17 protein-coding genes are annotated in these 26,681 nt (G+C 35.4%); 13 read left to right on the forward strand and 4 right to left on the reverse strand.

Annotated elements, in window-relative coordinates; genetic code table 11:
* The first annotated feature begins 3 nt into the window (after positions 1 to 3).
* Positions 4 to 90 (forward strand): IS3 family transposase, encoded by an 87-nt coding sequence (locus tag ACRDEC_RS15490; RefSeq protein WP_431497060.1) that lies wholly within the window; start codon positions 4 to 6, stop codon positions 88 to 90.
* Positions 91 to 147: 57 nt separating this feature from the next.
* Here the strand turns inward: ACRDEC_RS15490 and ACRDEC_RS15495 are convergent, their stop codons facing one another.
* Positions 148 to 1,077 (reverse strand): DUF4349 domain-containing protein, encoded by a 930-nt coding sequence (locus ACRDEC_RS15495; RefSeq protein WP_431499274.1) that lies wholly within the window; start codon positions 1,075 to 1,077, stop codon positions 148 to 150.
* A 199-nt stretch (positions 1,078 to 1,276) separates the two neighbouring features.
* On the opposite strand from ACRDEC_RS15495, the gene ACRDEC_RS15500 reads away from it, so the two are divergent.
* The 7 genes from ACRDEC_RS15500 (at position 1,277) to ACRDEC_RS15530 (ending at position 10,118) form a co-directional block, all read left to right on the forward strand.
* Positions 1,277 to 2,587, forward strand: a complete 1,311-nt coding sequence (locus ACRDEC_RS15500) for an anthranilate synthase component I family protein (RefSeq protein WP_431499275.1) — start codon at positions 1,277 to 1,279, stop codon at positions 2,585 to 2,587.
* A 438-nt stretch (positions 2,588 to 3,025) separates the two neighbouring features.
* A complete protein-coding gene (gene tilS / locus ACRDEC_RS15505; protein WP_431499276.1) occupies positions 3,026 to 4,330 on the forward strand; it encodes a tRNA lysidine(34) synthetase TilS in 1,305 nt (434 codons plus the stop codon).
* Positions 4,330 to 6,348, forward strand: coding sequence for a cytochrome c biogenesis protein CcdA (locus tag ACRDEC_RS15510; RefSeq protein WP_431499277.1), 2,019 nt, complete (start codon positions 4,330 to 4,332; stop codon positions 6,346 to 6,348). The genes tilS and ACRDEC_RS15510 overlap by 1 nt, the downstream gene beginning before the upstream one ends.
* 275 nt (positions 6,349 to 6,623) lie before the next feature.
* Positions 6,624 to 7,178: a DUF2975 domain-containing protein gene (locus ACRDEC_RS15515; protein ID WP_431499278.1), complete on the forward strand. Its 555-nt coding sequence runs from the start codon at positions 6,624 to 6,626 to the stop codon at positions 7,176 to 7,178.
* Positions 7,179 to 7,180: 2 nt separating this feature from the next.
* On the forward strand, positions 7,181 to 7,393 hold the full coding sequence (locus tag ACRDEC_RS15520) for a helix-turn-helix domain-containing protein (RefSeq protein WP_431499279.1): 213 nt from the start codon (positions 7,181 to 7,183) through the stop codon (positions 7,391 to 7,393).
* 197 nt (positions 7,394 to 7,590) lie between these two features.
* Positions 7,591 to 8,478, forward strand: coding sequence for a CPBP family intramembrane glutamic endopeptidase (locus ACRDEC_RS15525; RefSeq protein WP_431499280.1), 888 nt, complete (start codon positions 7,591 to 7,593; stop codon positions 8,476 to 8,478).
* A gap of 104 nt (positions 8,479 to 8,582) precedes the next feature.
* On the forward strand, positions 8,583 to 10,118 hold the full coding sequence (locus tag ACRDEC_RS15530) for a YifB family Mg chelatase-like AAA ATPase (RefSeq protein ID WP_431499281.1): 1,536 nt from the start codon (positions 8,583 to 8,585) through the stop codon (positions 10,116 to 10,118).
* 170 nt (positions 10,119 to 10,288) lie between these two features.
* On the opposite strand, the gene ypfJ is transcribed toward ACRDEC_RS15530, so the two are convergent.
* The 3 genes from ypfJ to ACRDEC_RS15545 all read right to left on the reverse strand — a co-directional run bounded on the left by ypfJ (position 10,289) and on the right by ACRDEC_RS15545 (position 18,690).
* Positions 10,289 to 11,146, reverse strand: a complete 858-nt coding sequence (gene ypfJ, locus ACRDEC_RS15535) for a KPN_02809 family neutral zinc metallopeptidase (RefSeq protein ID WP_431499282.1) — start codon at positions 11,144 to 11,146, stop codon at positions 10,289 to 10,291.
* Positions 11,147 to 11,189: 43 nt separating this feature from the next.
* A complete protein-coding gene (locus tag ACRDEC_RS15540; protein ID WP_431499283.1) occupies positions 11,190 to 17,348 on the reverse strand; it encodes a PAS domain S-box protein in 6,159 nt (2,052 codons plus the stop codon).
* A gap of 112 nt (positions 17,349 to 17,460) precedes the next feature.
* On the reverse strand, positions 17,461 to 18,690 hold the full coding sequence (locus ACRDEC_RS15545; RefSeq protein WP_431499284.1) for a glycosyltransferase family 4 protein: 1,230 nt from the start codon (positions 18,688 to 18,690) through the stop codon (positions 17,461 to 17,463).
* 96 nt (positions 18,691 to 18,786) lie between these two features.
* Between ACRDEC_RS15545 and ACRDEC_RS15550 the strand changes: the two genes are divergently transcribed.
* From ACRDEC_RS15550 to ACRDEC_RS15570, 5 genes are all read left to right on the forward strand, one after another.
* The gene (locus ACRDEC_RS15550; RefSeq protein ID WP_431499285.1) at positions 18,787 to 19,368 is read left to right on the forward strand and encodes a tRNA-(ms[2]io[6]A)-hydroxylase; all 582 of its coding nucleotides are present in this window, start codon (positions 18,787 to 18,789) and stop codon (positions 19,366 to 19,368) included.
* 107 nt (positions 19,369 to 19,475) lie between these two features.
* Positions 19,476 to 22,442, forward strand: a complete 2,967-nt coding sequence (locus tag ACRDEC_RS15555; protein WP_431499286.1) for a sensor histidine kinase — start codon at positions 19,476 to 19,478, stop codon at positions 22,440 to 22,442.
* An 89-nt stretch (positions 22,443 to 22,531) separates the two neighbouring features.
* On the forward strand, positions 22,532 to 23,284 hold the full coding sequence (locus tag ACRDEC_RS15560; RefSeq protein ID WP_431499287.1) for a LytR/AlgR family response regulator transcription factor: 753 nt from the start codon (positions 22,532 to 22,534) through the stop codon (positions 23,282 to 23,284).
* 104 nt (positions 23,285 to 23,388) lie between these two features.
* A complete protein-coding gene (locus ACRDEC_RS15565) occupies positions 23,389 to 25,629 on the forward strand; it encodes a T9SS type A sorting domain-containing protein (protein WP_431499288.1) in 2,241 nt (746 codons plus the stop codon).
* A gap of 121 nt (positions 25,630 to 25,750) precedes the next feature.
* The gene (locus tag ACRDEC_RS15570) at positions 25,751 to 26,551 is read left to right on the forward strand and encodes a TIGR00266 family protein (RefSeq protein ID WP_431499289.1); all 801 of its coding nucleotides are present in this window, start codon (positions 25,751 to 25,753) and stop codon (positions 26,549 to 26,551) included.
* The last annotated feature ends 130 nt before the right edge of the window (positions 26,552 to 26,681 follow it).

A 26,681-nucleotide genomic window follows, 5' to 3' on the forward strand; every position in this document is an offset into this window, starting at 1 on the left:
TACATTAAGTATTATAATGATGAAAGAATCAAATCAAATTTAAACAAAATGAGCCCGATAAAATATCGAGCTCACTATTATCAAAATTAATTATAAATTTGTCTAACTTTTTGGGTTCAGTCTAATTAGCGGGGTTTTTTATTCTCTTTATGTGTTTTTCTTCAAGAATTTTTTATAACCAAACCAAGCCAGAAATCCTATCAGAAGTAATCCCCAAAGCTGTACTACAAAAGCAATAATGGCTTCAAGCATAAACCATCCGGTTTTTAAACTATCAATAATCTGTAAGCCAATATTGGGGCGATACGCATTGATGCTTTTCTCATTGGCAACCATTTCCTGTTTAATTCCTTCACGCTGATACAATTGCAATGTCAGTGTACTAAAATTTACCTGATCTTGCAACGACATATTTTCCAGTTTACTGGCATCGCGTTGCTCCTTTTTGGCATCCAAATTGTTTTCAGCGTCTACAATGGAATTCAACTTTTTCCCTTTTGTATCAATTGCATTTTCGAGGCGTTTTTCCGAATGGTCACTACGATTTTGCGCCATTTGGTTGGCCAGCATCTGCAAGGAAACATCATCAGCCTTAATCACTCGGTAATCTAAGAAATCTATTTGTTTTGCAATTGTTTTTATTACTGTATCCAGTTTGGTATTAGGTACTCGAATCGTAATATTATTTTCAACAGTATATCGTGTAGTTTCGAGTGTACTGTCCTGACTTACTTTGGTCTCCTCTTTCTCGGAAATAGTACTTTGCAAATTGGTATAAGTAACAAATCCACCAAATTTAGTTGTAGTATTTTCAATTGCATACGTAGATTCCGGCACATCATCAACTCTGAATTTAATGTCGGCAGTCCGGACAAATTTCCTGTTGGAATTTTTAGGTTCGACAGCAGCAGATGAAGAAATAATCTTAGCATTTGCTCCTGATTTTGATTCTACAGCTTCTTCCATTGCGGGACTGCTTTCATCGGAAGCTGATTCTTCAGTTTTTGCCTGCTCTTTGCAGGAAACAGCTGCACCTACAAGTAATAAGGCCAAGCCGACTTTTGGGATAGTTTTCATAAAAAATTACAATTTTTAATTATTAATAGGGGTTGATATTACAATTTTAGAATAGTGTGGGCCAAGTAGTTTTTTAATCAATAATTAAGAAGATTTTTTATGTTAAAGAGTACTTTTTATCTATACTAAAAACTGTGCCAAAAATTATAGCTCGAAGGAATAATATTATTGTAATTTTGTTTTTTATCTAAAATCCGCTTTGAGAACATCAATTTTTAAACATATAACCGATCCGATTCGATTTAAAAATCAGCTTTTAGCTTGGTCACAACCGTTTCGCGAAATCGTTTTTTTAGACAGTAATCAATATCCGCAACACTATGGAAGCTATGATGCCGTATTGGCTGTTGATGCTCTTACCTCAATAAAGACGGACTATCAAAACGCTTTTGAAGATCTAAAACAATACCAGTCACAATCCAGAGATTGGCTTTTTGGTTATTTATCTTATGATTTAAAAAATGATACTGAAGATTTAAAATCTGAGAATTCAGATGGATTGCATTTTCCTGATTTATTTTTCTTCCAGCCGAAAAAATTATTTCTGCTGAAAGGAAACCAATTGGAAATTTGCTATTTGAATATGTGTGATGATGAACTGGAAGACGATTTTACAGCCATAATACAAAGTGATCCAGGCAGTTATCAGAAGAACAAAGAAAAAAATGAAGTACCCATAAGCATTCAACAGCGTATTTCAAAAGAAAAATACCTTAAAAAAGTAACCGAAATGCTTGCTCACATCCATCGTGGTGATATCTATGAGGCTAATTTCTGTATGGAGTTTTTTGCTGAAAATGCTGAAATCAATGCCTTGGATATTTACCAGAAACTCAATGCAATTTCTGAAACCCCATTTGCCGTTTATTTAAAAAACAACACAAATTACCTGCTTTCCGCATCGCCGGAACGGTATTTACGCAAAGAAGGAACAAAGATAATCACTCAGCCAATTAAAGGAACAGCCAAGCGGTTTTCAGACAATCATTTGGATGAAAAGGCAAAAGAAGCACTTTTGGAAAACCCTAAAGAACGTTCGGAAAATATCATGATTGTCGATTTGGTTCGCAATGATTTATCACATACCGCCGAAAAAGGGTCTGTTCAGGTAGAAGAATTGTGCAGCATTTATACTTTCAAACAAGTGCATCAGATGGTTTCTACTGTAATTTCCGAAGTTTCGCATACTATTTCACCCATAGAAATCATCCAAACCACTTTCCCAATGGGAAGCATGACGGGAGCACCTAAAATTTCAGCAATGAAAATCATTGAGGAATTAGAAGAAACCAAACGAGGTTTATACAGTGGTGCGGTGGGTTACTTCACTCCTGCCGGCGATTTTGATTTTAATGTGGTTATCCGAAGTATTTTATACAATTCAGAAGAAGAGTATTTATCATTTTCCGTGGGAAGTGCCATTACATCCGGATCTATTCCCGAAAATGAATACGAAGAATGCCTATTGAAAGCCAAAGCAATGCGAGAAGTCCTGAGCTGCAAGAAATAATCCTTTTCCTTCAAGATAAAAAGCCTGGATAATGCCATGATTGGCGTTTCCTACTCCATTGACCACGTTATAGGACGTGGTATTTGACATTCCAGACGTGGTTGACCACGTTATGGGACGTGGTATTTGACGTTCCAGACGTGGTTGACCATGTTATAGGACGTGGTATTTGACGTTCCAGACGTGGTTGACCACGTTATAGGACGTGGTATTTGATGTTCCAGACGTGGTTGACCACGCTATAGGACGTGGTATTTGACGTTCCAGACGTGGTTGACCACGTTATAGGACGTGGTATTTGATGTTCCAGACGTGGTTGACCACGTTATAGGATTTGACTATTGCTTTATAGATGGAAAAGAAAGGGGTTTTATTTGTATGAATAGAAAAAACTGTAAATTCGTTGCTGATTATATATTTCGATACTCTTTTTGAATCATGTTACAAAAACTGCAAAATCATCTCAATGCAACATTTCCTTTTTTAAACGGAAAAAAACTCCTTTTGGCTACAAGCGGAGGTGTTGACAGTATGGTGATGGCAGATTTATTTCAAAAATTGAAGTATCAGATTGCATTGGCCCATTGCAATTTCCAGCTTCGCGGACTGGAGAGTTTCGGGGACCAGAAATTTGTTCAGGACTATGCAGACACCCATACAATCCCGGTATTTACTACCTTGTTTGATACCAAAGGTTTTGCAGAAGATTATAAATTATCAACACAGGTTGCTGCCAGGGAATTGCGTTACAACTGGTTTTATGAGCTTTTGGAAAATGAAAAATTCGATTATCTCCTGACGGCACATCACGCGGACGATAATATAGAAACTTTTCTAATCAACCTGATTCGGGGAACAGGAATGGATGGATTGACAGGTATTCCGGAACAAAATAGGCAGGTTATACGCCCGTTATTAATTTTTTCAAGGACTGAAATTGAAGCGTACGCGGAGGAAAATAACATTACATGGTGTGAGGACTCAAGCAATGCTTCGGATAAATACCTTCGGAATAAAATCCGTCATGATATTGTTCCTGTATTGAAAGAGTTAAATCCTAATTTTCCTGCTTCTTTTCAAAAGACACTGAACTACTTGCAAGAGGCTCAGGTCATGGTTGAAGATGCTGCGATCATGGTTTACCAGCAGGTAGCCAAAGAAAGTGATGATGTTATTAATTTTGATTTAAAAAAGCTAAAACAGCTTCCTAATTACCATTCTTATTTGTACCAATGGCTGAAAGAATATGGTTTTTCTGCCTGGGAAGATATTTATGAATTGACAGATGCTCAATCCGGGAAGCAAATATTTTCCAAAAATTACCGCTTGCTGAAAGACCGAAATTTTTTAATTCTTGAAGAAATAAAAGAAGTTGCAACGCCTGTTTATTTTATAAATTCTATAGAAAGTGACGTTAAAATTCCCTTAAATCTTATAATTTGTAAAGCAGATGACATTTCTACTTCTAAAAATACAATTATATTTGTTGACGAAGATGCAATACAATTTCCTTTAGTCATCAGAAAATGGCAGGAAGGCGATTATTTTTATCCTTCGGGAATGAACGGAAAAAAGAAACTGAGCAAGTATTTTAAAGACGAAAAAATGTCGTTAATTGATAAAGAAAATACATGGCTTTTGTGTTCAGACGACCAGATTGTCTGGGTTATCGGGAAACGTTCGGACCAACGATTTATAGCAACAAAAACAACAACCAATATTATACAACTAGAACTACAGTAATGAAAAAAATTAATGCCCTAATCCTACTCTTTTTCACTTTTATAAGTGCTCAATCTCAAATTTTAGATCCTGTAAAATGGAAAACATCCGTTGAAAAGAAATCAGACACCGAAGTAGTTTTGATTTTTGACGCCGTGATTGAACCTGAATGGCATATGTTTTCGCAATTTACACCGGATGGAGGATCTTTACCTTTGGTTTTCAAATTTAAAAACGCCAAAGGCAACTTCGAATTGGCAGGCAAAACCACTGAGAGTCCGTACAAGAAAGTATACAGCGATGTTTTTGAAGTAGACGAATACCTGTTTGAGAACAAAGCACAGTTTCGTCAGGTTATTAAAGTGACAAATCCTAATGCAAAATCAGCACAAGTTTATATAGAATATCAGGTTTGTAAACAATCTTGTATTCAGCAAGACAAAACATTTAATATCCCGTTGCCGGTAATGACTGTAAAAGCAACTGATGCCGCAAGCACTGTCGTAAAAACAGATACTGCCGCTACTGAAGTTACAGCTGTAGATACTACATCATCAGTAAAAGAAATCCAAAGCCCTGTTTCAGAATCTGGTAAACCGATTGAGAAAAAAGAAGAGAAAAAAGGATTACTGACTATCTTTATTTTGGCTTTTTTCTCAGGATTTGCAGCCCTACTTACTCCATGTGTTTTTCCTATGGTTCCAATGACTGTTAGTTTTTTTACCAAACAAAGTAAGACTAAGTCGCAAGGAATTAAAAACGCTGTATTTTATGGGATTTCAATTATTCTGATTTATGTTTTATTAGGATCGCTGGTAACTGCCTTATTTGGAGCCGATGCATTGAATGCACTTTCGACCAATGTTTGGTTTAATATTATCTTTTTTATATTACTAGTTGTTTTTGCTTCCTCGTTTTTGGGAGCTTTCGAAATTATGCTTCCGAATTCCTGGGCGAATAAAGTAGATCGACAGGCTGACAGAGGTGGAATTATCGGAATTTTATTTATGGCTTTAGCTTTGGCAATAGTTTCATTTTCATGTACAGGGCCAATTGTAGGAACGTTACTGGTAGAAGCTGCATCAAAAGGAGGAATAGCACCAATTATCGGAATGTTAGGTTTTTCTTTGGCTTTAGCCTTACCATTTATGTTATTTGCCATGTTTCCAGGTTGGTTGAACTCATTACCAAAATCAGGAGGATGGCTTAATACAGTGAAAGTCGTTTTAGGTTTTCTCGAATTAGCTTTAGCTTTTAAATTTTTATCCAATGCTGATTTGGTATTACAATTGCATTTATTGGAAAGAGAAGTGTTTTTAGCTATTTGGATAGCTGTATTTGGAGCGCTGGCCTTTTACTTATTTGGAAAAATCAGCTTACCTCACGATAGTCCTTTATCGCACATTTCTGTTGGAAGACTTTCATTAGGATTATTGGTATTATCATTCACAATATATATGATTCCGGGGCTTTGGGGAGCACCTTTAAAATTAATTTCAGGTTTTCCGCCGCCAATGACCTATAGCGAAAGCCATTATGGACTTGGAAATTCGGGCGGAGGCAATGCTGCAGCACAAGTTTTACCGGATGGGGCGCATTTAGGTGCTCACGACATCATTGCTTTTGAAGATTATCAAAAAGGCTTGGCTTATGCCAAATCGGTAAATAAACCTATTCTTTTGGATTTTACTGGGTTTGCTTGTGTGAACTGCCGTAAAATGGAAGATTATGTTTGGTCAAAACCAGAAAATCTTTCTATTTTAAAAAATGATTTGGTTTTAATTTCATTGTATGTTGATGACAAAAGAGAATTGCCTGCGAATGAACAATACGTTTCCAAAGAAACTGGAAAAGAAATCAGAACTATCGGAAATAAATGGAGTGATTTTCAAATTACACATTATAAAGCCAATGCTCAGCCTTATTACATTATTTTAGACAATAAAGAAAATCGATTGAACGAACCAATTGGCTACACTCCTGATGCAGACGAGTACAAAACTTGGTTAAAAAGCGGAGTTTCGAAATTCAAAAAATAAAACTACAGCATAAAGCATAAAGGAGCGAGTTTATTATCAAGACAGATAGTAAACTCGCTTCCTTCATTTAGGACAGAACCTACTTTGATCTTTGATAAGGGTTTTACATAAATAAAACAATAGGATAGACAAATTCTTGCATCCTTTGCTACAGCTGAAAAAATTACACTTTTAGCTTTAATCAGAATATTTTTTTTTGAAAAAAGGTTAATATTTATTGTTTATCAACAAATATTTAATATGTTTGTACTGTCAATTTAAAAAAACTAAACACTATGGAAATCAAAATCAGTTCTACCAGAATTCTTAAAATATTACATGTTCTTTCATGGATACTGTTTCTCGGTGTATGCGTTGAGGCCGGTGGCATTATATTCAATACGCTTTTTACACTATTCATTAATCCGATTAGCGCTCACAATTTTTGGGAAGGAGCCGATTTATCAAGCCTTTACAAATACGACCGTGGATATTTTACCGTATTTACATTCCTAATGAGCATAGCCGCGGTAATGAAAGCCATTATATTTTACTTAATCGTAAAAATTTTATACGATAAAAAACTAGATATGTCCCAGCCTTTTAGCAAAGAAGTTGGCAAGCTCATTTTTAACATATGCTATTTGACTTTTGGTATTGGTCTATTCTCTGCTTGGGGAGTCAAACATGTCAAATGGTTTGTAAAACAAGGAGTGATAATGCCTGATATCCAAGATTTACATATTGGAGGAGCAGATGTATGGATATTCATGAGCATCACACTTTTTGTAATTGCTCATATTTTTAGAAAAGGGATCGAAATTCAGCAAGAAAACGAATTAACAGTATAACTATGGCAATTATTGTAAATCTTGATGTGATGATGGCCAAACGGAAAATGTCATTAAACGAACTTTCAGAAAAAGTCGACTTAACATTATCCAACCTCTCCATACTAAAAACAGGTAAAGCAAAAGCCATTCGCTTTAGTACATTAAATTCAATTTGTAAAGTCTTGGATTGCCAGCCAGGTGACATTTTGGAATATACCAACGACGATAAATAATTGCAACCTGCAAAGACTAAAGAAGAATATATTTTTTACTTCTAAACTAAACCTGTAATATAAATTACAGGTTTTTTGTTTTACATAAGTGTAGTTTTTTAATCGAAATCAATTGAAAATGTAACAAATTCGTTTTTTAAACACTTATTAACCAATCAATCAAATCAATCAAATCAATCAAATCAATCAAAATCATCATGAATCCATCAATCAAAAAAATCCTTTATTTTCCTATTACAAAAATCCTGATAGGGATAGGTCTTTGTTTTTCGCTATTTGTAGCTATTCAAAATTTTGTATCAAAACCCTTTTTTTACTATCTGTTTCCAGATAAAAGTATTGCCGACCCAATGATTCATTGCGTTTCTGTTTTAGTTTTATTGTTTGGGTATTACTATTTATTTCGTTTTTATGATAAAAGAAAAATAACCGAACTATCCTTAAAATACTTGCATAATGAAATGTTTGGAGGCTTTATTCTAGGCTTTTTAGCTATCACATTCACTATTTTCCTTTTATATATTTTAGGATATTATGAGGTTCTTGATATAACAACCGAACACTATTCGTTACGATTATTTTGTCTTTTAATAGTTGCCGCACTAATTGAAGATTTGTTTACAAGAGGGCTAATAATAAGGGTTTGTGAAAATTGGTTAGGAACAAACCTGGCAATTGTCGTTGGAATGCTACTCGAAACCTGGCATATGTTTAATCCCAATGCAAATCTATTTAGCTTGTTTACAGATTTAGTCTGGGGTTTCACAATGGCGATGTTATTTATTTATACGAAAAGAATATGGCTGCCTTTTTTCTTTCATTTGGGATGGAATTTTGCCCAGCCTTTTTATGGTTCAAATCTTACTGGTTTAAGTGATATGGGAAGTATTATTCAATCGAAATTTAGTGGCCCGCAATTATTTACCGGCGGTCTTGTTGGGGTTGAAAACTCGATTTTCACAGTAATTACTTTGTTGTCTATTGGAATTATTCTCTATTATCTTTCCAAAAAAGAAGGAAAAATAGTCAAAGGAAGTATTTGGAATAAAAACCTGAAAGAAAACTTTATCGAAGACGAAAATTAAGAGGCATCCTGTTTTTACCTATAAATCAAACCTGTAATTTTATTATTGCAGTTTTTTTTGTTTTGCGTAAGTAAAATCCTATTTTTGATTAAAATTTATACGCCATGTTAGTTAAAGTATTTGGAAGCGCCGTTTTTGGCGTGGACGCCACAACCATTACCGTCGAGGTAAATATTGATAAGGGAATAGGCTACCATCTGGTAGGATTACCCGATAATGCCATCAAAGAAAGCAGCTATCGGATTGCTGCCGCCTTAAAAAACAACGGTTATCAACTCCCCGGGAAAAAGATAACCATCAATATGGCTCCTGCCGATTTGAGAAAAGAAGGTTCCGCCTATGACCTGACCATTGCTATAGGAATTCTCGCAGCAACAGGACAAATAAAATCTGAAGAAATTGGAAAATACATTATTATGGGAGAGCTTTCGCTGGACGGCGGACTGCATCCTATAAAAGGCGCATTGCCTATTGCCATAAAAGCCAAGGAAGAAGGTTATACAGGTTTTTTTCTTCCGAAAGGAAATGTAAAAGAAGCTGCCATAGTTGCCGGATTAGATGTTTATGGTGTGGAAAATGTACTCGAAGTCATTCGTTTTTTTGAAGGAAATGGAACGCTGGAACCTACTCTAATCAATACCCGGGATGAATTTTACAAAACCCTTGATTACCCTGAATTTGATTTTGCAGAAGTCCGCGGACAAGAATCCATAAAACGCTGTATGGAAATTGCTGCAGCCGGCGGGCATAATGTAATTCTGATTGGTCCGCCCGGTTCGGGAAAAACAATGCTGGCCAAACGATTGCCAAGTATATTACCGCCAATGACTCTAAAAGAGGCATTAGAAACTACAAAAATCCACAGTGTGGCTGGAAAAGTAAAAGACGTCGGATTAATGAACCAGCGGCCCTTCCGTAGCCCGCACCATAATGCTTCATCAGCAGCATTAGTAGGCGGCGGAAGTTATCCTCAGCCCGGAGAAATTTCTTTAGCACACAATGGTGTTTTATTTTTGGATGAATTGCCGGAATTTAAAAGAGAAGTCTTAGAAGTAATGCGTCAGCCATTAGAAGACAGAGAAGTTACGATCTCAAGAGCGAAATTTACAATTACCTATCCCTCTTCTTTTATGCTCGTTGCAAGCATGAACCCAAGCCCAGGTGGTTATTTTAACGATCCTGACGCTCCTGTGAGTTCCTCTCCAGCGGAAATGCAGCGTTATCTAAGTAAGATTTCAGGACCTTTATTGGACAGAATTGATATTCACATTGAAGTCACTCCGGTTCCTTTTGAGAAATTAGCCGATACGCGAAACGGGGAAAGCAGTATTGAAATCAGAAAGCGGGTAACTCAAGCCCGAGAGTTACAATCACAGCGGTTTGAAAGTTTTGAAAACATACATTATAATGCCCAAATGAGCACCAAACAAATTCGGGAGTATTGTGCCTTGGATGAGTATTCGCTTCAATTGTTAAAGACTGCCATGGAACGATTGAACCTCTCTGCCAGAGCATACGATAGGATTTTGAGAGTTTCAAGAACTATAGCGGATTTGGAAGGTGCCGAAAAAGTGAATTCCAATCATATTTCAGAAGCTATTCAATATAGAAGTCTGGATAGAGAGGGCTGGCTGGGATAAAATAAAGTGATGTATTGCAGGGATTTAGCCCCGATAGAAGCGAAAAGCAAAACCTGATAAAAATTTGAAGCATTTTATACTAAAAAAAGAGCGCCCGAATGGAAGCTCCTTTTTTAGTATAAAATGCAATTTTTATCAGGTTTTCTTGAAGCGGATAGCGGGATTGGCTCTTAATTATCCAATGCTGCAAAAGTGTCACCCTGACGGATATCACCGGTTTTATAGCCTTTCATGAACCAATGTTTACGCTGTTCCGAAGTTCCGTGGGTAAAGGTTTCAGGAGAAACGTGCCCTTGCATTTTACTCTGAATCGCATCATCACCAACGGCCTGAGCAGCACTTAAAGCTTCGTCAATATCACCATCATCCAGAACATCTTTGTTGTGATTCGCCCAGACACCGGCATAAAAATCAGCCTGAAGCTCTAAGGCAACCGACAATTTATTCCCTTCTGTCTCGCTCATTTTTTGTTGCAGCTGACGTACTTTGCCGGAAGTTCCCAACACGGTTTGCAAATGGTGGCCAAACTCATGTGCCATTACGTAAGCAATGGCAAAATCGCCTCCCTGAGCGCCAAAACGGGTACGAAGTTCTTCGAAAAATGCCATATCCATGTATACTTTTTCGTCACCAGGGCAATAAAACGGTCCTGAGGCAGCTGTTGCACTTCCGCACGAAGTCTCTACTGCATCTGTGAACAATACTATTTTTGGCTGACGATACTCCATATTATTTTCTTCAAAAATGTTGGACCATGTATCTTCCATAAGGGCAAAATTTTGTCTGACAAATTTACCAATCAGGGCTTCTTCTTCTGAAAGTTCTCTTTGCTCTGTTTGCTGAGTAGACTGCTGCTGATTCATCTGCTCCAGAACAGGAGTCAGCATTTGCGCGTTTTCGCCTCCAAAAAGATTCAATATCAGGATAATAATTCCCAATACACCTCCACCGGCTACTACTTTGCCTCCGGCAGACATTCCTCTTCTGTCTTCTACGTTATCGCTTTCTCGTTTTCCATCCAATCTCATAATTTTAATTATTTAGCTGTTATACAAATATAATTTTTAGTTTTTATTGCAACCATTTTAATAGCACGTTCTCAAACAGGTCTTTTATAATAGGTTTAGAAATATAATCATTCATTCCTGATTCGATACATTTTTCCCTTTCTCCTTTTATAGTTCCTGCAGTTAAAGCAATTATTGGGATAGTAGGATTAAACTTCCTGATTTCCTGTGCCGTTTCATAGCCATTAAGAATAGGCATTTGAATATCCAGCAGAATAATATCCGGGTTGGTCATTTTGCATTGCTCTACTCCTACTTTTCCGTCTTTTGCTTCGTAAACAACGGCGTTTGGAAGTATTTTTTTGATTAGCGTTTTGGCCAGTAACATATTGATTTTGTTATCTTCAATCACTAATATCTTTTTAGCCTTAAGAAGCAATTCATTCTCTTTGCAATACAGACTCAAATCTACAAAATCAACATCAATCTGATTAACATCTACGGCTGAAAGAACTTCATCAACTTTAAAATAAACCAGATCCAGAGTAAAATAAAAAGTACTTCCTTTTCTAATATCACTATTCAACTCCAGCCTGCTCTTCATAAGCTTCAGAATATTGCTCGAGATGGCAAGACCTAATCCTGTTCCTCCGTATTTTCTGGTGGTAGAGTTGTCTTCTTGCGAGAAAGGCTCGAATATCTTCTTTTGATTCTCTTTTTTAATTCCAATTCCGGTATCGATAACAGCAATTTTGAGTTTTGCTCGGGTATTGGTTTGGGATTCCAGTTCGATATGCAATTCTACTTTTCCTTTATTGGTGAATTTTACGGCATTCGATAATAAATTCAGTAAAATCTGTTTGATTCTTAAAGCGTCAATTGAAACATACTTCGGTACATTTTCATCAATAAAAAGATTTAATGAAAGATGTCTCTGTTCTGAATCAAAGCGGATGATATCTACTACCTGATTGGCTAATTCGTATAGATTTGTTTTTTGATAATCCAGATCGAATTTTCCTGTTTCAATTTTTGAGAAATCTAAAATATCGTTAACAACTTCAAGTAAGATACTCGCAGATTGATTGACTGTAGAGATGTATTCTGCCTGATTTTCTTCTAATTTTGTTTCTTTCAGCAGGTTTGAAAATCCGATAATGGCGTTCAAAGGAGTTCGGATTTCATGACTCATATTGGCTAAAAATTCTGATTTAGCTTTACTGGATGCCTCCGCTAATTCACGCGCTTTAATTTCTGAGTCAATTGCTTTCTTCTGCGTAATATCGACTAAAATACCCTCGATATAAGCCACTTTTCCTTCTTTTATGATGGCGTCACCAAACTCTTCCACCCAAATGTATACGTCATCTTTTCTCAGCAACCTGTAAACGACGTGATACGCCTCCTTTTTATTGATAGCCGCATTCGTATAATTGATTAAATTATCCTTGTCTAATGGATGTACTAAGTCTATCAGAGAAACTTTTTTATCTAAAAACTCGCTTTTCTTGTATCCTGTTAATTTTTCTATCTCATCATTCAGGTATACTTTTGTCCATTTATCATCATATTCCGAAAGGAAAACAGTTCCCGGAATATTATTTGCCAGTAATTTAAATCGTTGCTCACTTTCCTGAAGCAGGGTTTCGTTCTCAAGTCTTTCTATGGCTGATGCAATGTTGTTTGCTAAAATCTTCAATACACCAACTTCGTCTTCCGTCCAATTTCTTCCTTCGGTACAATCATCAAAACCTATAGAACCGTAAAATTGATTTTTGACAAATATGGGGAAAATAAGAATTGACAGGATATCCTGATCAACCCATCTCTTTTTGATTATCGGATTCTTGATATCATCTATCTGTGCTTTAAAAAACTTATTTTCCAATAATTGTTCCAAGAAAACATCACAAGCTTCATATGTCATGTTTTGAAGTTCCTGATTGTCTATTTGTGGTGTTATATGATCATTTACCCATTCGTTTTTCTGGCTCAGTGTTTTGGTAACAGGATTATTCTCAAAATAATAGATCCTGTCAATTTTTGTCGCTTTCCCGATAATAGAGAATACGTCCGAAAATAATTCCTGTATGTTATTACTCTTCAGCAATTTTTTTGTTGATGTTGCAATTGCTGATAAAATTTCAGTTTTGAAAGCCAAATGCCTTTCCGTTTCCAATCGTTTTTGTGATTCGATTGTTAAAGAAATTACATCTGAAACAGAGCGGGCAAAATTAATATCATCATTATCCCAGTTTTTCACGTTCCTGATGGTTTCAAAACACAAAATAGAGACCATTTCACCATTAACAATAATGGGCACGTCAAGCATTGATTTTATATCGTTTTTCGGGAAATAATCGCTGGTAAATTCCTGAGTGTAATAATTCTCATACACATTGGAAGCAATGATTATCCTGTCATTTTCCAATCCTTCAAAGTAAATAGGCCTTTCCGATTTATATATGGTAATATTGTTTGTAAATTCCCCATCATCAAGCTTATACATACTTACACAATGAATTTTATCTTCTGAATAATTCCAGAAACTGATCCGGTTTATATTAGAGCCTTCCGCTGCTGATTTCAGAATCTGGTTTACAATTTTATCGAAAGAATCAGCATGTGTATACCGCTTTGTAACCAACTGATTAATGGTTTTATTGTAGGCTTCGTTTTTTGCCTGACGCAGATTATGTTCGATTTCGATGTTTTTAAGAATTGTTATATCCCTTGCAATTGCTGCATATCCAATGACTTTTCCATCTGTATTTCTGGAGAGCGTCACTTTTTGAGAAACCCATAATTCCTGTCCGTCTTTTTTACTAATCGGAAATTCTATATAAGGAATGTCTTCCGCATCTAATGGCACATTTCGGTAAAAATCGATGACTTCATCAATGTACTCCTTTTTAATATAGGCCGTAAAATGCTTGCCGATGGTTTCTGCTTTTGAATAACCCAGTAACTTAACCGTAAAGTTGTTTATGTAAGTAAATTTCCCTTTCAAATCAGCTTCATAGATCATATCAGAGGCCGATTCTATCAATTTTTTATATTGATTCTGAACTTCAATCTGTTCGGTTACATCCTGGCCAATCCCTACAAATAAATCATCCGAATACCTTGAATCTTTCCATTGAATGAATTTAAAACTTCCGTTTTTGCATTTTAATTTTCGGATGTAGAGACCTTGGTTAATATCATATTTTTTAGGGCTGAATTCAGAATCTTCGGTTAAATTCCAATAATTGTAGCCTTTAACTTCTTCTTGTGTATAGCCTAAAATCTGATCAATGGTTTCGCTGCAATAAATAATTTCTCCTTTCTTATTCACAGCTAACACCAGAGAAGTGCCTTTGTTTATGATATTGTCAGCGAAAAGGAATTTGTCCGTTGCATTTAAATTTACAATGTATCGGATGTGATTTAGTATGGCAATTATAAAAATACAATACAAATATGCCACCATAATTTCCCTCGAAATCCCATTGGTTGTGTAAAGTATTATAACCAACCCAAAAGTCATAAATACAAAGAACCAATACGCTCTTATCGATTTGAAAATACTGTACGCAAGGAAAAAAATAATTAAGAAATCGAAATATGAAGCGATACTTTCCTGATAGGAAACCATTTTTCTTACGGTCTCAATGGTATAAACAAAGAGGAAGAGAGAAAAAAAGAATTTCAAGTTATTATTTACGAATTTATATTTCTTACTTAACAAATAAACCAAAATCAACACTAATCCGGTAATGAGGTTAAATTTTAAAGTATCTGTCTCCCTCACATTGGTTATCTCAATAATAAAATCGATAAGCGGAATCGTAATACCCAGGAATAAAAAATACAATCCGAATTGCTCGTTAGTAGATTCATTTTCAGAATAATTCTTAACAAAGTCTTTATTGTACTTCGAAATTTTATTAAAAATGATAGTTAGAATAGTGGCAATTATCCCAAGAGCAGTCAGGATAAACCACCAATAGAGGTAAAACGGTTTTTCAATGCTGAACGAATATTCTGCTTCATTACTTATCGGAATACCCAGATTGTTTACTACTCGAACCTTGAAGGTATATTTTCCGAAACTCAGATTTGAATAATTAATTTCTCTTTGAGCGGTTGGTCTGGACCAAGTTGCATTTTCGATACCTTCTAATTTATACGAATACAAAGCATTCTTGGTAATTTTATTATTGATAGTCAAATAATTGAATACCAGGTGATTTTCGTTATTTTTAAAGACATAGTTTTCCGGAGGTAGGTTAATCCAGTGGTTGGAGCCTTCTTTATTCCAAGAATTCGATTCATTAAATAAATTGATGCTGATGATTTGAATTTTAGGCACTACTTTCTCTTCAATCCTATAATGTGGTATCGATTGGTAGATTCCTTTTATTGTCGCAAAATAGATATTGCCTTCATCATCTTTAAACTGGGCTCTCATATTGGTTTCCAAACCACTAAAACCATTTTTTGAATTATAATTGATGATATTCAGTATTTTTCCTTCGGCAGTTACTTTTGCCTTAGCCACACCTAAATTTGACCCAATGAGCAAGTCTCCTTCTTCATTAGCAATAAGAGTGTAAAAAAGAGTCGACAAAAGTCCTGATTTTTCAGTATAATTCCTTCTGGTCTTATGATTTACAATTACATTCAGCCTTCTGTCACCAGCAAACCAATAATTCCCGAAGCTGTCCTGTGTGCCTAATTCAATATTGGTACCAATGATTTTTTTAGATAAAAAGAATTTATTTTTCTCTTCTTTCAACAGGAACAAACCCATATTGGTTCCCAAATACCATTTATTAGGTGCAATGGGAAGAATAACTGAAATATAATTGCTAAAGAAAGGCAGGTCATCTTTATTAAACCCTTGAATGAATTTGAAATTCTTATCTACAATGAACAGCCCATTTCCAAAAGTTCCAATAAAATATCTTCCCTGCGAATCCTGATATAAACTTTTGATATTAAATTCCCTATTGCTTATCAAAGCCTGCAGGTTTATATTGGTCAAGGAATTTCCATTAATAACCGTCAATCCTTTATCAGAACCAAAAACCACTTTTCCGTCCTTGTTTACAATGCTTGCAGCAGCCCTCTTTATCGGAAATTTTTGAATAAGCCGAATAGGATTCTCATGATCAAAAGACAATTGGACAACTTCTTTCTGCCTGGAAGACACATAGATATTGTTTTTGTGCATCAGAACCGAAAAAATATCCGACCTGTTCAGGTATTCTACATTCGAATAAGCGATAAACTGCTGTGCTCCAGATTTAAATAAGCCAGTGCCATCAGTAGTGACATATAAATTCCTGTTGCTATCCTGGTAAAAACCATTTACGTTTTCTCCAGCAAAACCATTGCTTTTGTCAAAATACGAAAAATACGATCTGGCGTTCATGCATATCCCTTGGTCATCATAACTGCTGAACCAGATATTGCCACTTCTGCCCAAAAAAATATTCTTAATAGCATACGGTTTTCCCAAGCGGCTTACAATAAAGCTTGGCCCTGACAATTTGTTCTCTTCAAGAGTAAACATCTGCCCCTTGTCAGTACCTATATATATCTTGTTCTCATGATCTTTACAAACCGTTGTCTTACCCGAAATCTTATCGGCATAAAAAGAAGATAATTTAGATTGGTCAATCAGCAAAAGTCCATTGGATGTGCCTAAAAGATATTTCTTAGGCCCTAATTCAATGATTGAATTTACAGGATCCTGGTTTTCCCCAAAACGGACTATAATAGTGCTTTGGTATTTCGAATCTATCTTGATGACCTCATTTTTAGCCACTACGACGATCCCTTCATCTGTTTTCAATACCTTATAGACTAAATCGTCTGTTAGTGCTTTGGTATTCCGACTGAATCTTCTACTGAAAAATTGGCCGTCATAAACATGAATACCGCCATAACGGGTACCTATTATAATGTTTGTGTTCGCATCTTCGGTGATATCTGTAATAAACTCGCCTGATAATCCCTTATTCCTGTCGAATACTTCATAGTCGATTCCGTCATATTTAACTAGTCCGCCGCCTTCTGTTCCAATCCAAAGATAATTACGGCTATCCTGAAAAACAGCATTGATACTTGATGATGGCAGACCATCATCTTGATTTATACACTGAAAATCATATACCTGTGCTGATACTTGGAAACTAACCGCGGTTAATAGTAGAAAAAAGTATTTTTTAAACATCAATAAATTTATTAAGAAACCTTTTTCGCTGCGTTATTACGAGTTGCTAATAAAATTAGCAAAATTTCTGTTATAAAAATGTCATTACTCTATTTTTTTGGAAAAAATCACATCATTTATTCTTTTCTTCAATCCATCTTGACATGTATTTTGTACTCAAAACAGAGTGATGCCATAGCAAGGTTCCTATAAAATTTTGTTTTCTGTGTGCTTCAAGATCTGATAAAACAAAGGATATTTTATAATTCAGCACATCTGAAAATAAATGGGCGTCAAATCGATTTTTAAGTGTAGTGAAGCCTTTTTTTCTGGATTGATTCCAAAGTATCTCATCTTGGTACAACAAAACAGATTTCATCGCAAATTCTTCAAAATCGTCTGTTACAAAGCCATTCCAGTCTGCTGCCTCTCTGATTCCTTCCGAACCAATCGTAGTAGTAACACTTGGTGTACCAAATTGCATAGCTTCTAATAATTTGCCTTTTAAACCAGCTCCAAACCGCAGCGGTGCGAGTAAAACTTTGGCGTTCCGAATGACTTCTTCTGACTTTTGAGCTCTTCCATGAACCAGAAATTTTTCTTTGAGACTATGCTGTTCCAACGCTTTTTGGGGAGGATATGCTCCATAAATATGCATGGAAGCTTCCGGAAGGTATTTCTTTATTATAGGCCAGATTTTTGTTTTCAATTGCTTTACGGCATCCCAATTAGGCTCATGGAGAAAGTTACCAATAAAAACAAAGCCTTCTCTTTCTTCAAATCCAGGAAGTTCATTTTCTTCTATGCGATCATAAAACAAGGGTAAATAATGTAATAAACTGGCTTCTATTTTAAAAATGGCAGTTAAAACGGTTATTTCAAATTCTGAAATAATCAAAGACAGATCACAGCGTAAAATACTCGCTATTTCTCTTTTGGCAGTGGGCTCCAAAAGCAAATCTGAAAGCTGAAAATCAATATTTCCCTTCACGGCATTCTGTCTTGCCAATCGCAAACAGTGCAAATCTTCGGTGTCTAAAATTCGTAAGGAATTAGGGCAATTTTCATAAACTCTCCAGCCAAATTGCTCTTCTGTAATGTATCGGTCAAACAATACAATTTCCGGATTTAATTCTTTTACAACCAAATCAAAGCTTCCTGAATTCAATTCGATTCTCTGACAAGTAACTCCTAACTGTTCCAAATCGGAAGAAAAATCGCTTTCCTGTGCTGCTGAAGCAAAAACGATATAATAACCCTGTTTTTGGAATAATTCAATCAATTGCAGCATTCTAGCTCCTGCCGCCGAAGATTCCGGTTCCGGCCAAACCAATCCGATAATTAAAAGCGTATTTTTTTTCAAGCCATTTATTTTTCTGCAAAATACAATTATTAATTATTTTATGAAAAGCTAAAATCAAACTAAAAAATGTAATTTTGCATACTTATTTTTTTTAAAATGTTAGGATTAAAACTGAAAACCGATCCAAAATGGGTCAATATCGTTGAGACAAACATCGAAGAGATTTTGACAGATCATCTTTGGTGTGAGCAAAAAGCGGCTACAAATGCTATAACAATGGTTACGCACAATTCTGAAATGGAAGAATTGGTAACTGAATTGCTAATCATTGCCCGGGAAGAACTGGAGCATTTACAGATGGTTCATGATTTAATTAAACGAAAGGGATATCAGTTGGGCCGTGAACGTAAGGATAATTATGTGAACGAATTATTCAAATTTTTGAAAAAAGACGGAAGCCGATTACAAGCTTTGGTAGACAGATTATTATTTTCTGCCATGATTGAAGCCAGAAGCTGTGAACGTTTTAAAGTGCTTTCAGAAAACATCAAGGACGAAGAATTAGCAACATTTTACAGAGACCTTATGATTAGTGAAGCAGGACATTACACTACTTTTTTAGGACTGGCCAGAAAGCACGGCAACGAAACCGAAGTTAATAAGCGCTGGAAAGAGTGGATTGAATATGAAAATTCAATTATCACTAAATACGGAACCCAAGAAACCATCCACGGTTAACGTAAAATTGCTGTTTTAAGAATATTCAGAAATAAAAATCTGACTTTTAAAAAGAAAAACGATTAAATATAGCGCCAAAAGTTTATTTTTATTTTTTAAATAGATTTTTGAGAGCAAAACTACTATATATCCTATTTTTTCTGGCTGCAAATTTAGCATTTGCTCAGCAGCCAGTTACCATTCAACTAACGGAAAAAGACGGACTTCCCGATATTGAGTTTTACGATTTACTGGAAGACAATAACGGTTTTATATGGCTTGCTGCAGATAAAGGTTTGTATCGTTACGATGGAAAGTTTTTTGTCAATTATACCCATCCTGAAAAAAGAGGCTTGTCTGTATTTGGGTTATTTGAAGATGAAAAAGGCAGAATTTGGTGTAATACTATTTCAGGGCAGTTTTTTTATGCTGAAAAAGGTAAATTAACTCTTTTTACAGATTTAAAAGAGGAGTTAAAAGGACAACTTCCGGAATTTATCGTTCAAAGACAACACCTTATTGCTTTCTCTGAAAAAGGAATCTTTAAGATTGACATTGACACTAAAAAGCAAATTATAATAAAGGATCAAACTTCGAAATCTCCTTATTACGGAAGTCCATTTCAGTATAATAACCATTTATATTTTACACTTACAAATCAGATTAAAACTTTCGAAAGAAATAAAATTGGTGTCGTTTTTACTTTTAACAAAGGTGAAATTGAACCAAAGAACAATGCTTTTTGCAATTTAGGATCTACCTTTTTCTTTTCTTCATTATTTGACAATCAGCAGCATTTTTTTCTGAAATCAACTAATTCAAACGCTTTTAAAACTATAAAAGTACCAACTCAATTACTAGATAAAACGATAGTAAGAGTTGAAGAAAAAGATGGTTTAATGTGGTTTTGCACCAATCAAGGTATTATCGTCTGTTCTTGGAATGACACGGAAATCGAATATAAAAATACGTATTTGCCCAACGAATACATTACAAAGATCATAAAGGATAAAAACGATAATTTTTGGTTTAGTACACTACGAAACGGCGTTTTTGTAATGCCAAATATTTACATTAAAAAGCTGCAATTACCTGGAAATATCAGCCATGTAACGACCATGGCGACTGTAGATCAAAGCCGTCTTGTCTTTGGAACACCAAACGGCAAAATAGGTTTGTTTGATTCCAATACTTTTCAAACGACACTTTTTTCACTTCTCTCTGACACAAAAGTTTCACAAATTATTTATAACCACCCTTTCAAAACTCTTTTCATAAGTCAGGAATCCCAATCTTACTTATGGAATTTAAAAAATAATACGATCCGTAAAAACCCTTATTTTACTGCTTCCAAAAAAATGGCGATAACCCAAAATAATTCGTTACTAAATGCTTGTTATGACAGGGTAAGTATTATGCAGAATCCTTTTGGAAAAGCTAGTGTGTCATCTGATAAAATTCAATTCGGAAAGCCTGTTTTTTCTACTAAAGAAATTCTTTTTCCTGTACATGATATTCGGATGAAAAGGGCCTACACCTGCTTTTACAACGCAGAAAGTAATACAAATTATGTTGGTTTTGTTGATGATTTAATTGCATTCGACAGTAAAAACAAACCGACAGTCATTCGTTATAAAAACCAGCCTGTTTTTGCTATTGATATAGAAGAAACAAATGATGGGACTCTTTGGATTTCTACTTTTAAAGATGGAATTTTAGGCATCCGAAATAAAAAAGTAGCCTTTAGTTTTACAACTGCAAACGGACTGCTTTCCAATCAGACGGGAAAACTAAAAAGCGATAAGAATCAGCTTTGGATAACTACTGAACAAGGCATTCAGGTATTGAATACCAAAACAGGTGCTTTCAAAAATATTACCAAAAACGATGGTTTGGAAAGTTATTCTATTTCCGATATTGAAATACTTGGAAACCATGTTTATTTATCATCCAATAAAGGGATTTTTATCATTGAAAAAGTAAAGAGTTTCAAGTCACCCCTTACTCCAAAAATTTATTTCACAGGTGTTCAAATACAGGAAAAAGATACTTTATTACAATCGGGTTATCAATTGACTTTCGATAAAAATGCCATCAAAATCAGTTTCAACAGCAATGGGTTTCAAACCTCAGAAAGTATTCGATACCAATACCGTCTTATCGGATTAAATAATAAATGGCTGCCATTGGAAAAAGGCACTGATTTTGTACTTTATTCAAGCTTGCCTCCAGGGAATTTTATTTTTCAGGTGGAAGCAATCAATCAAAGCGGAATAACTTCTGCTCCAATTTCAATGAATATCGTTGTAGGAACTCCTTTCTGGCAGAAATGGTGGTTCTATGTTGCTCTCTCTCTTAGCTTGGTTTTACTGGTATGGCTTTATTTTAAATCCCGTCTCCGCCGATTTGAAAAAGAAAAGCGAATCGAGCTCGAAAAAGCAGAAACGGATAAAGAGTTATTATTCTCCCAACTGGAAAATCTTCGCTCTCAAATGAATCCTCATTTTATTTTTAATGCTTTAAATTCTATTCAGGAGTATATCGTAACAAACGAAAAAGAAACTGCCAGTGCTTTTCTGGTTAAATTTTCCAGATTGATCAGAATATATCTTGAACACAGTCGTGAAAGTGAAGTACAATTGGAAGAAGAATTGAAAGCCTTACGTTTATATCTCGAATTGGAAAAGGATCGTTTTGAAGATGCCTTGGAATATTCGATTGTTGTTGATAAACAGATAGATTTTTTTACCACGAAGATTCCTTCCTTATTCATTCAGCCTTATATTGAAAACGCTTTAAAACACGGGCTTCTCCATAAAAAAAACAACAGAAAACTAGACGTTTCATTTCTATTGAATGAGAATAAAGATAGTATAACCTGCATTATTACCGATAACGGCATCGGACGAAAAGCAGCGGAAGCATTAAATAATAAAAGAGCGCATCTTCACAAATCCTTTGCAACCAACGCTAATCAGAAAAGGGTCGAATTAATTAATAAAACACGTCCCAAAAAGACGAGTGTAGAGGTGGAAGATTTATATGATGATGACAATCCAATCGGTACACGAGTGAGCATTGTAATCCCTCTTTAATTTATCTTTTAGAAAGAAAAAAGTCGGTTTCAGAAAGAAAATCACTGTCCTAAAATTTTAAACTGGATTTTTGTAATAAATAGAACGCAATGAAAGCAATTATTATTGACGATGAGAATAAAGCCCGAAAGCTAATCAGTACATTAATTACTGAACAATGTACTGAAATTACATCGCATTTCGAAGCTCCTGATTTAGAGTCCGGAGTTGCATTAATCAAAGAACACAAACCGGATATTGTTTTTCTGGACATTGAAATGCCTAATCATTCCGGATTACAGATTACAGAATTTTTTGAACCGCATGAAATTAATTTCCAGATTATTTTCATCACGGCTTACAACGAATATGCCATTCAGGCTTTTAAACTTTCAGCTGTTGATTATCTCTTGAAACCTATTGACACTTCCGAGTTGAAAAGTGCTGTCAGCAAAGCCAAAAAAGTGATTGAGAAGAACAGCATAACCAATAAATTGGATGATTTAAAAAAGGTTTTCCAACAGTTATCTCTCAACAAAATGGTTTTAGAAGTACCGAAAGGAATCCTTTTTGTTTCTCATGATGATATTCTTTTGTTTGAAGCCGATGGAATGTATACCAAAGTGTACATGAAAAATAACGACTCTCAATTAATCTGCAAACCTTTGAAACATTTTGTTGAACAGCTTGATGATAAACCAATATTTTATAAACCGCACCGCTCCTATCTTGTTAATTTAAAATATATAAAAGAACTTTCAAAAAAGGATGGTTTTCATCTTATCATGGAAAACAATAAAACGATTCCTATTGCAAAAGAAAAAAAGGACGAATTTATGCAACTGGTTCAGGAATTATTTTAAACTAAAATGGTCCGTTTAGAAAAAAAAAGAACCTTTTCGGAAAGAAACATAAAATAAACCCTGATGTTCGATTGAAATTTGGTGTAAATATTAAATCGAACACTATGAAACTACAATTACTATTCCTGACAACATTCCTGTCTTTTTTAAGTACAAGTGCCCAGATTCCAACGAATTACCTCACCAAGGATTATAAATTTACAAATGGTTCTTTAACTAGTGATATTGCTTCAACTTTGCAGTCAGGTTCCGTAAATCTGACTCAAACCGGTACTGCTTCATCAACAATAACTGACAGACTTGGTGGAACTAATAATGCGCTTTCGCTAAATGGTGATTTTCTATCTTCAGGTGGTACTGTGGGCATGGCTCCAAATGCTATTGCAATAAGTTTCTGGATTAAAACCGAGACTAACGACAGTTCCAGCCGCTGTATTTTAGACCAGTATAAATCAACAGTAGAACCTGTGGGCTGGGATGTATACCTAAAGGATGGAAAAATTTTATTTCATGGTCAATACGAACATCAATCAGGTGGTTATTCTATAAGCAGCGCTTATCAGGAAATTACTTCACCAACCATTGTTTCGGATGGAAATTGGCATCATATCGTTTGTCAGGTAAATTATACTTCAAATATTACTTCTTCATCCGTCACAGCAGTTACCTATGAATTGGTTTACAATTACCAGCTATTCATAGATACTATTTTGTCAGGGTCAACTTCAACCACTGTAAACCGAACAGTATCTGTAAATGCCGGATTAATAAGAAAAACAATCAATCCGACACAACCTTTTTTAATTAGTAAAAGTAGTAATCCTGCTATGTCTCAATACAATGACGGAATAGATCAGGTCAGAGTATATGAGCGTTCATTGAATGCTGCCGAGATAAATGCATTGTATGCTGAAGGTTTATGGAATGCCAATCTAATTTTTGTGAACAAAAATGCAACTGGATTAAATAACGGAACTTCATGGACCGATGCGTATACTGATTTACAGACTGCCTTAACAAATTTTACTCCCAGTAAATCGATTTGGGTGGCTTCAGGGGTTTATACTCCAGGTAGTTTCAGGGCATCAACATTTACTATTCCTCAGGATGCACAGTTGTTTGGCGGTTTCACAGGAAATGAAATGCTGCTGTCTGAAAGAAATCCAAAAAATAACATTACAGTTTTGAGTGGAGACATGCTTAATAATGATACCTCTGTTATTCAGACAAATGAAGCTACAAGGCAGGATAATCATTATCACGTAGTGACTTTAAAAGGGAGTGTTACAGGCATAACTATTGATGGTTTTACAATTTCCGGCGGAAACGCTAATGGCGCAACTCAGACTGGGGGACCGGCTGCTTCTCAATACTACCACACAAGAGGTGGCGCAGTTTATGCAAATACTTATGCGGTGGGTCATATTTTATCCGGAAGTTTTAAAAATTGTATTTTCGAAAAAAATACAGGAACTGACGTAGCTGTTTTTTCTCCCTATTTTGCAGGTGGCATAAACAATCAGGGTGTTACGGTTAATTTTGACAACTGTATTGTCAGAAATAATTACTCAAACGGAAATGCGCAAATGCTGTATGGCGGTGCATCGGGGTATAGTCTGTATGCCAACGGGTTACTAAACAATTGCTTATTTTATGGCAATACTTCCGTTTCAGGGGCTTCCTGTTTAAATTTGAGCGCCAGCAATGCTTCCGGAGGAACAGCAGCCGGAATTGATGTTGCAGTCATTAATTCCACATTTTCAAACAATACAGGTAATGCAGGCAATGTGATTTCCATGACCAATGCTTCCAACACAAAAATTAGAAATTCGGTTATTTATGGTAATGGATCAGGAGCAGCATTTGCCATCACAACAACAGGTTCTGTGATTAACAATACTATTGTAACCGGAGGAATGCAAGGAGGCATAAACTCTAATCCGCTTTTAAATCCTGATTATACCTTACAAACAGGTTCTCCAGCCATCAATTCGGGAAATAACACCTACATTCCTTCTGGAATAACGTTGGATCTGAACGGCAATAACAGAATTGTAAATACAACGGTTGACATGGGTGCATTTGAATACGATGCTGCTTTGGAAACACCTGACTTCAGCACTTTGGAAGAATTTACTGCCTATCCAAACCCTACAAATGGAATAGTGAACATTCAGGCTGGCAGCCAAGTTGAAAAAACAACTATCTATTCTTTGATAGGAACTATGGTAAAATCTTCAATGCAATCACAAATTGATTTATCGGAATTACCTTCCGGTGTTTATTTATTGACCGTACAAACTGTTGATGGCTTAAGAGGAACATCAAAAATTATTAAAAAATAGTTGCTTTTGGTTATTATTTTAGAGAATGCTTTTCAAAATTGGAAAGCATTTTTTTTATTCCATGCTGTAACATTGCATTTCGTTTTGTGTCTAATTCTCGTAAATCAAAAAACAATAAATCATGCAAGCACACGAAATCGATTACCATGTTTATGGAGAAGAAATGCAATATGTCGAAATAGAATTAGATCCACAGGAAGTTGTTGTTGCCGAAGCTGGTAGCTTTATGATGATGGAAAACGGAATCCAAATGGAAACTATTTTTGGAGATGGTTCTAATCAGCAAACCAGCGTTTTCGGAAAAATACTTAGTGCCGGAAAAAGAATTTTAACCGGTGAGAGCCTATTTATGACGGCCTACATGAATCAGGACAATAGCAAACGTAAAGTTTCTTTCGCTGCTCCTTACCCAGGAAAAATCGTTACGATAGATTTAACTCAATACCAAGGAAAATTCATTTGTCAAAAAGATTCTTTCTTATGCGCAGCTAAAGGTGTTTCTGTTGGAATTGAATTTTCTAAAAAATTAGGTCGCGGACTATTTGGCGGTGAAGGTTTTATCATGCAAAAAATAGAAGGAGACGGAATGGCTTTTGTACATTCTGGAGGAACTTTGGCACGTAAGGAATTACAGGCAGGAGAAGTTTTGAAAGTAGATACCGGCTGTATTGTTGGTTTTACCAAAGATGTCGATTATGATATTGAATTTATAGGCGGGATTAAAAACTCTGTATTCGGCGGTGAAGGCTTATTTTATGCCACACTTCGAGGACCCGGTATTGTTTATATTCAATCATTGCCATTCAACAGGTTAGCAGACAGGATTATCGCTTCAGCTCCAAAAGCCGGAGGTAGTGGCCGTGAAGAAGGAAGTTTACTGGGCGGATTAGGGAATTTACTCGATGGAGATAATAGATTTTAACAAAAAAAGCCAAATCAAATGATTTGGCTTTTTTATTGGGAATGTCCCGTCCTGAAATAAGTTGACATGAAATCGACTTATTATGAATAGATCAGAAAACAGCGCAGAAAAGCGTAGTCAACGCGATTAT

This window comes from Flavobacterium sp. (assembly GCF_050696275.1).
Lineage (GTDB): Bacteria > Bacteroidota > Bacteroidia > Flavobacteriales > Flavobacteriaceae > Flavobacterium.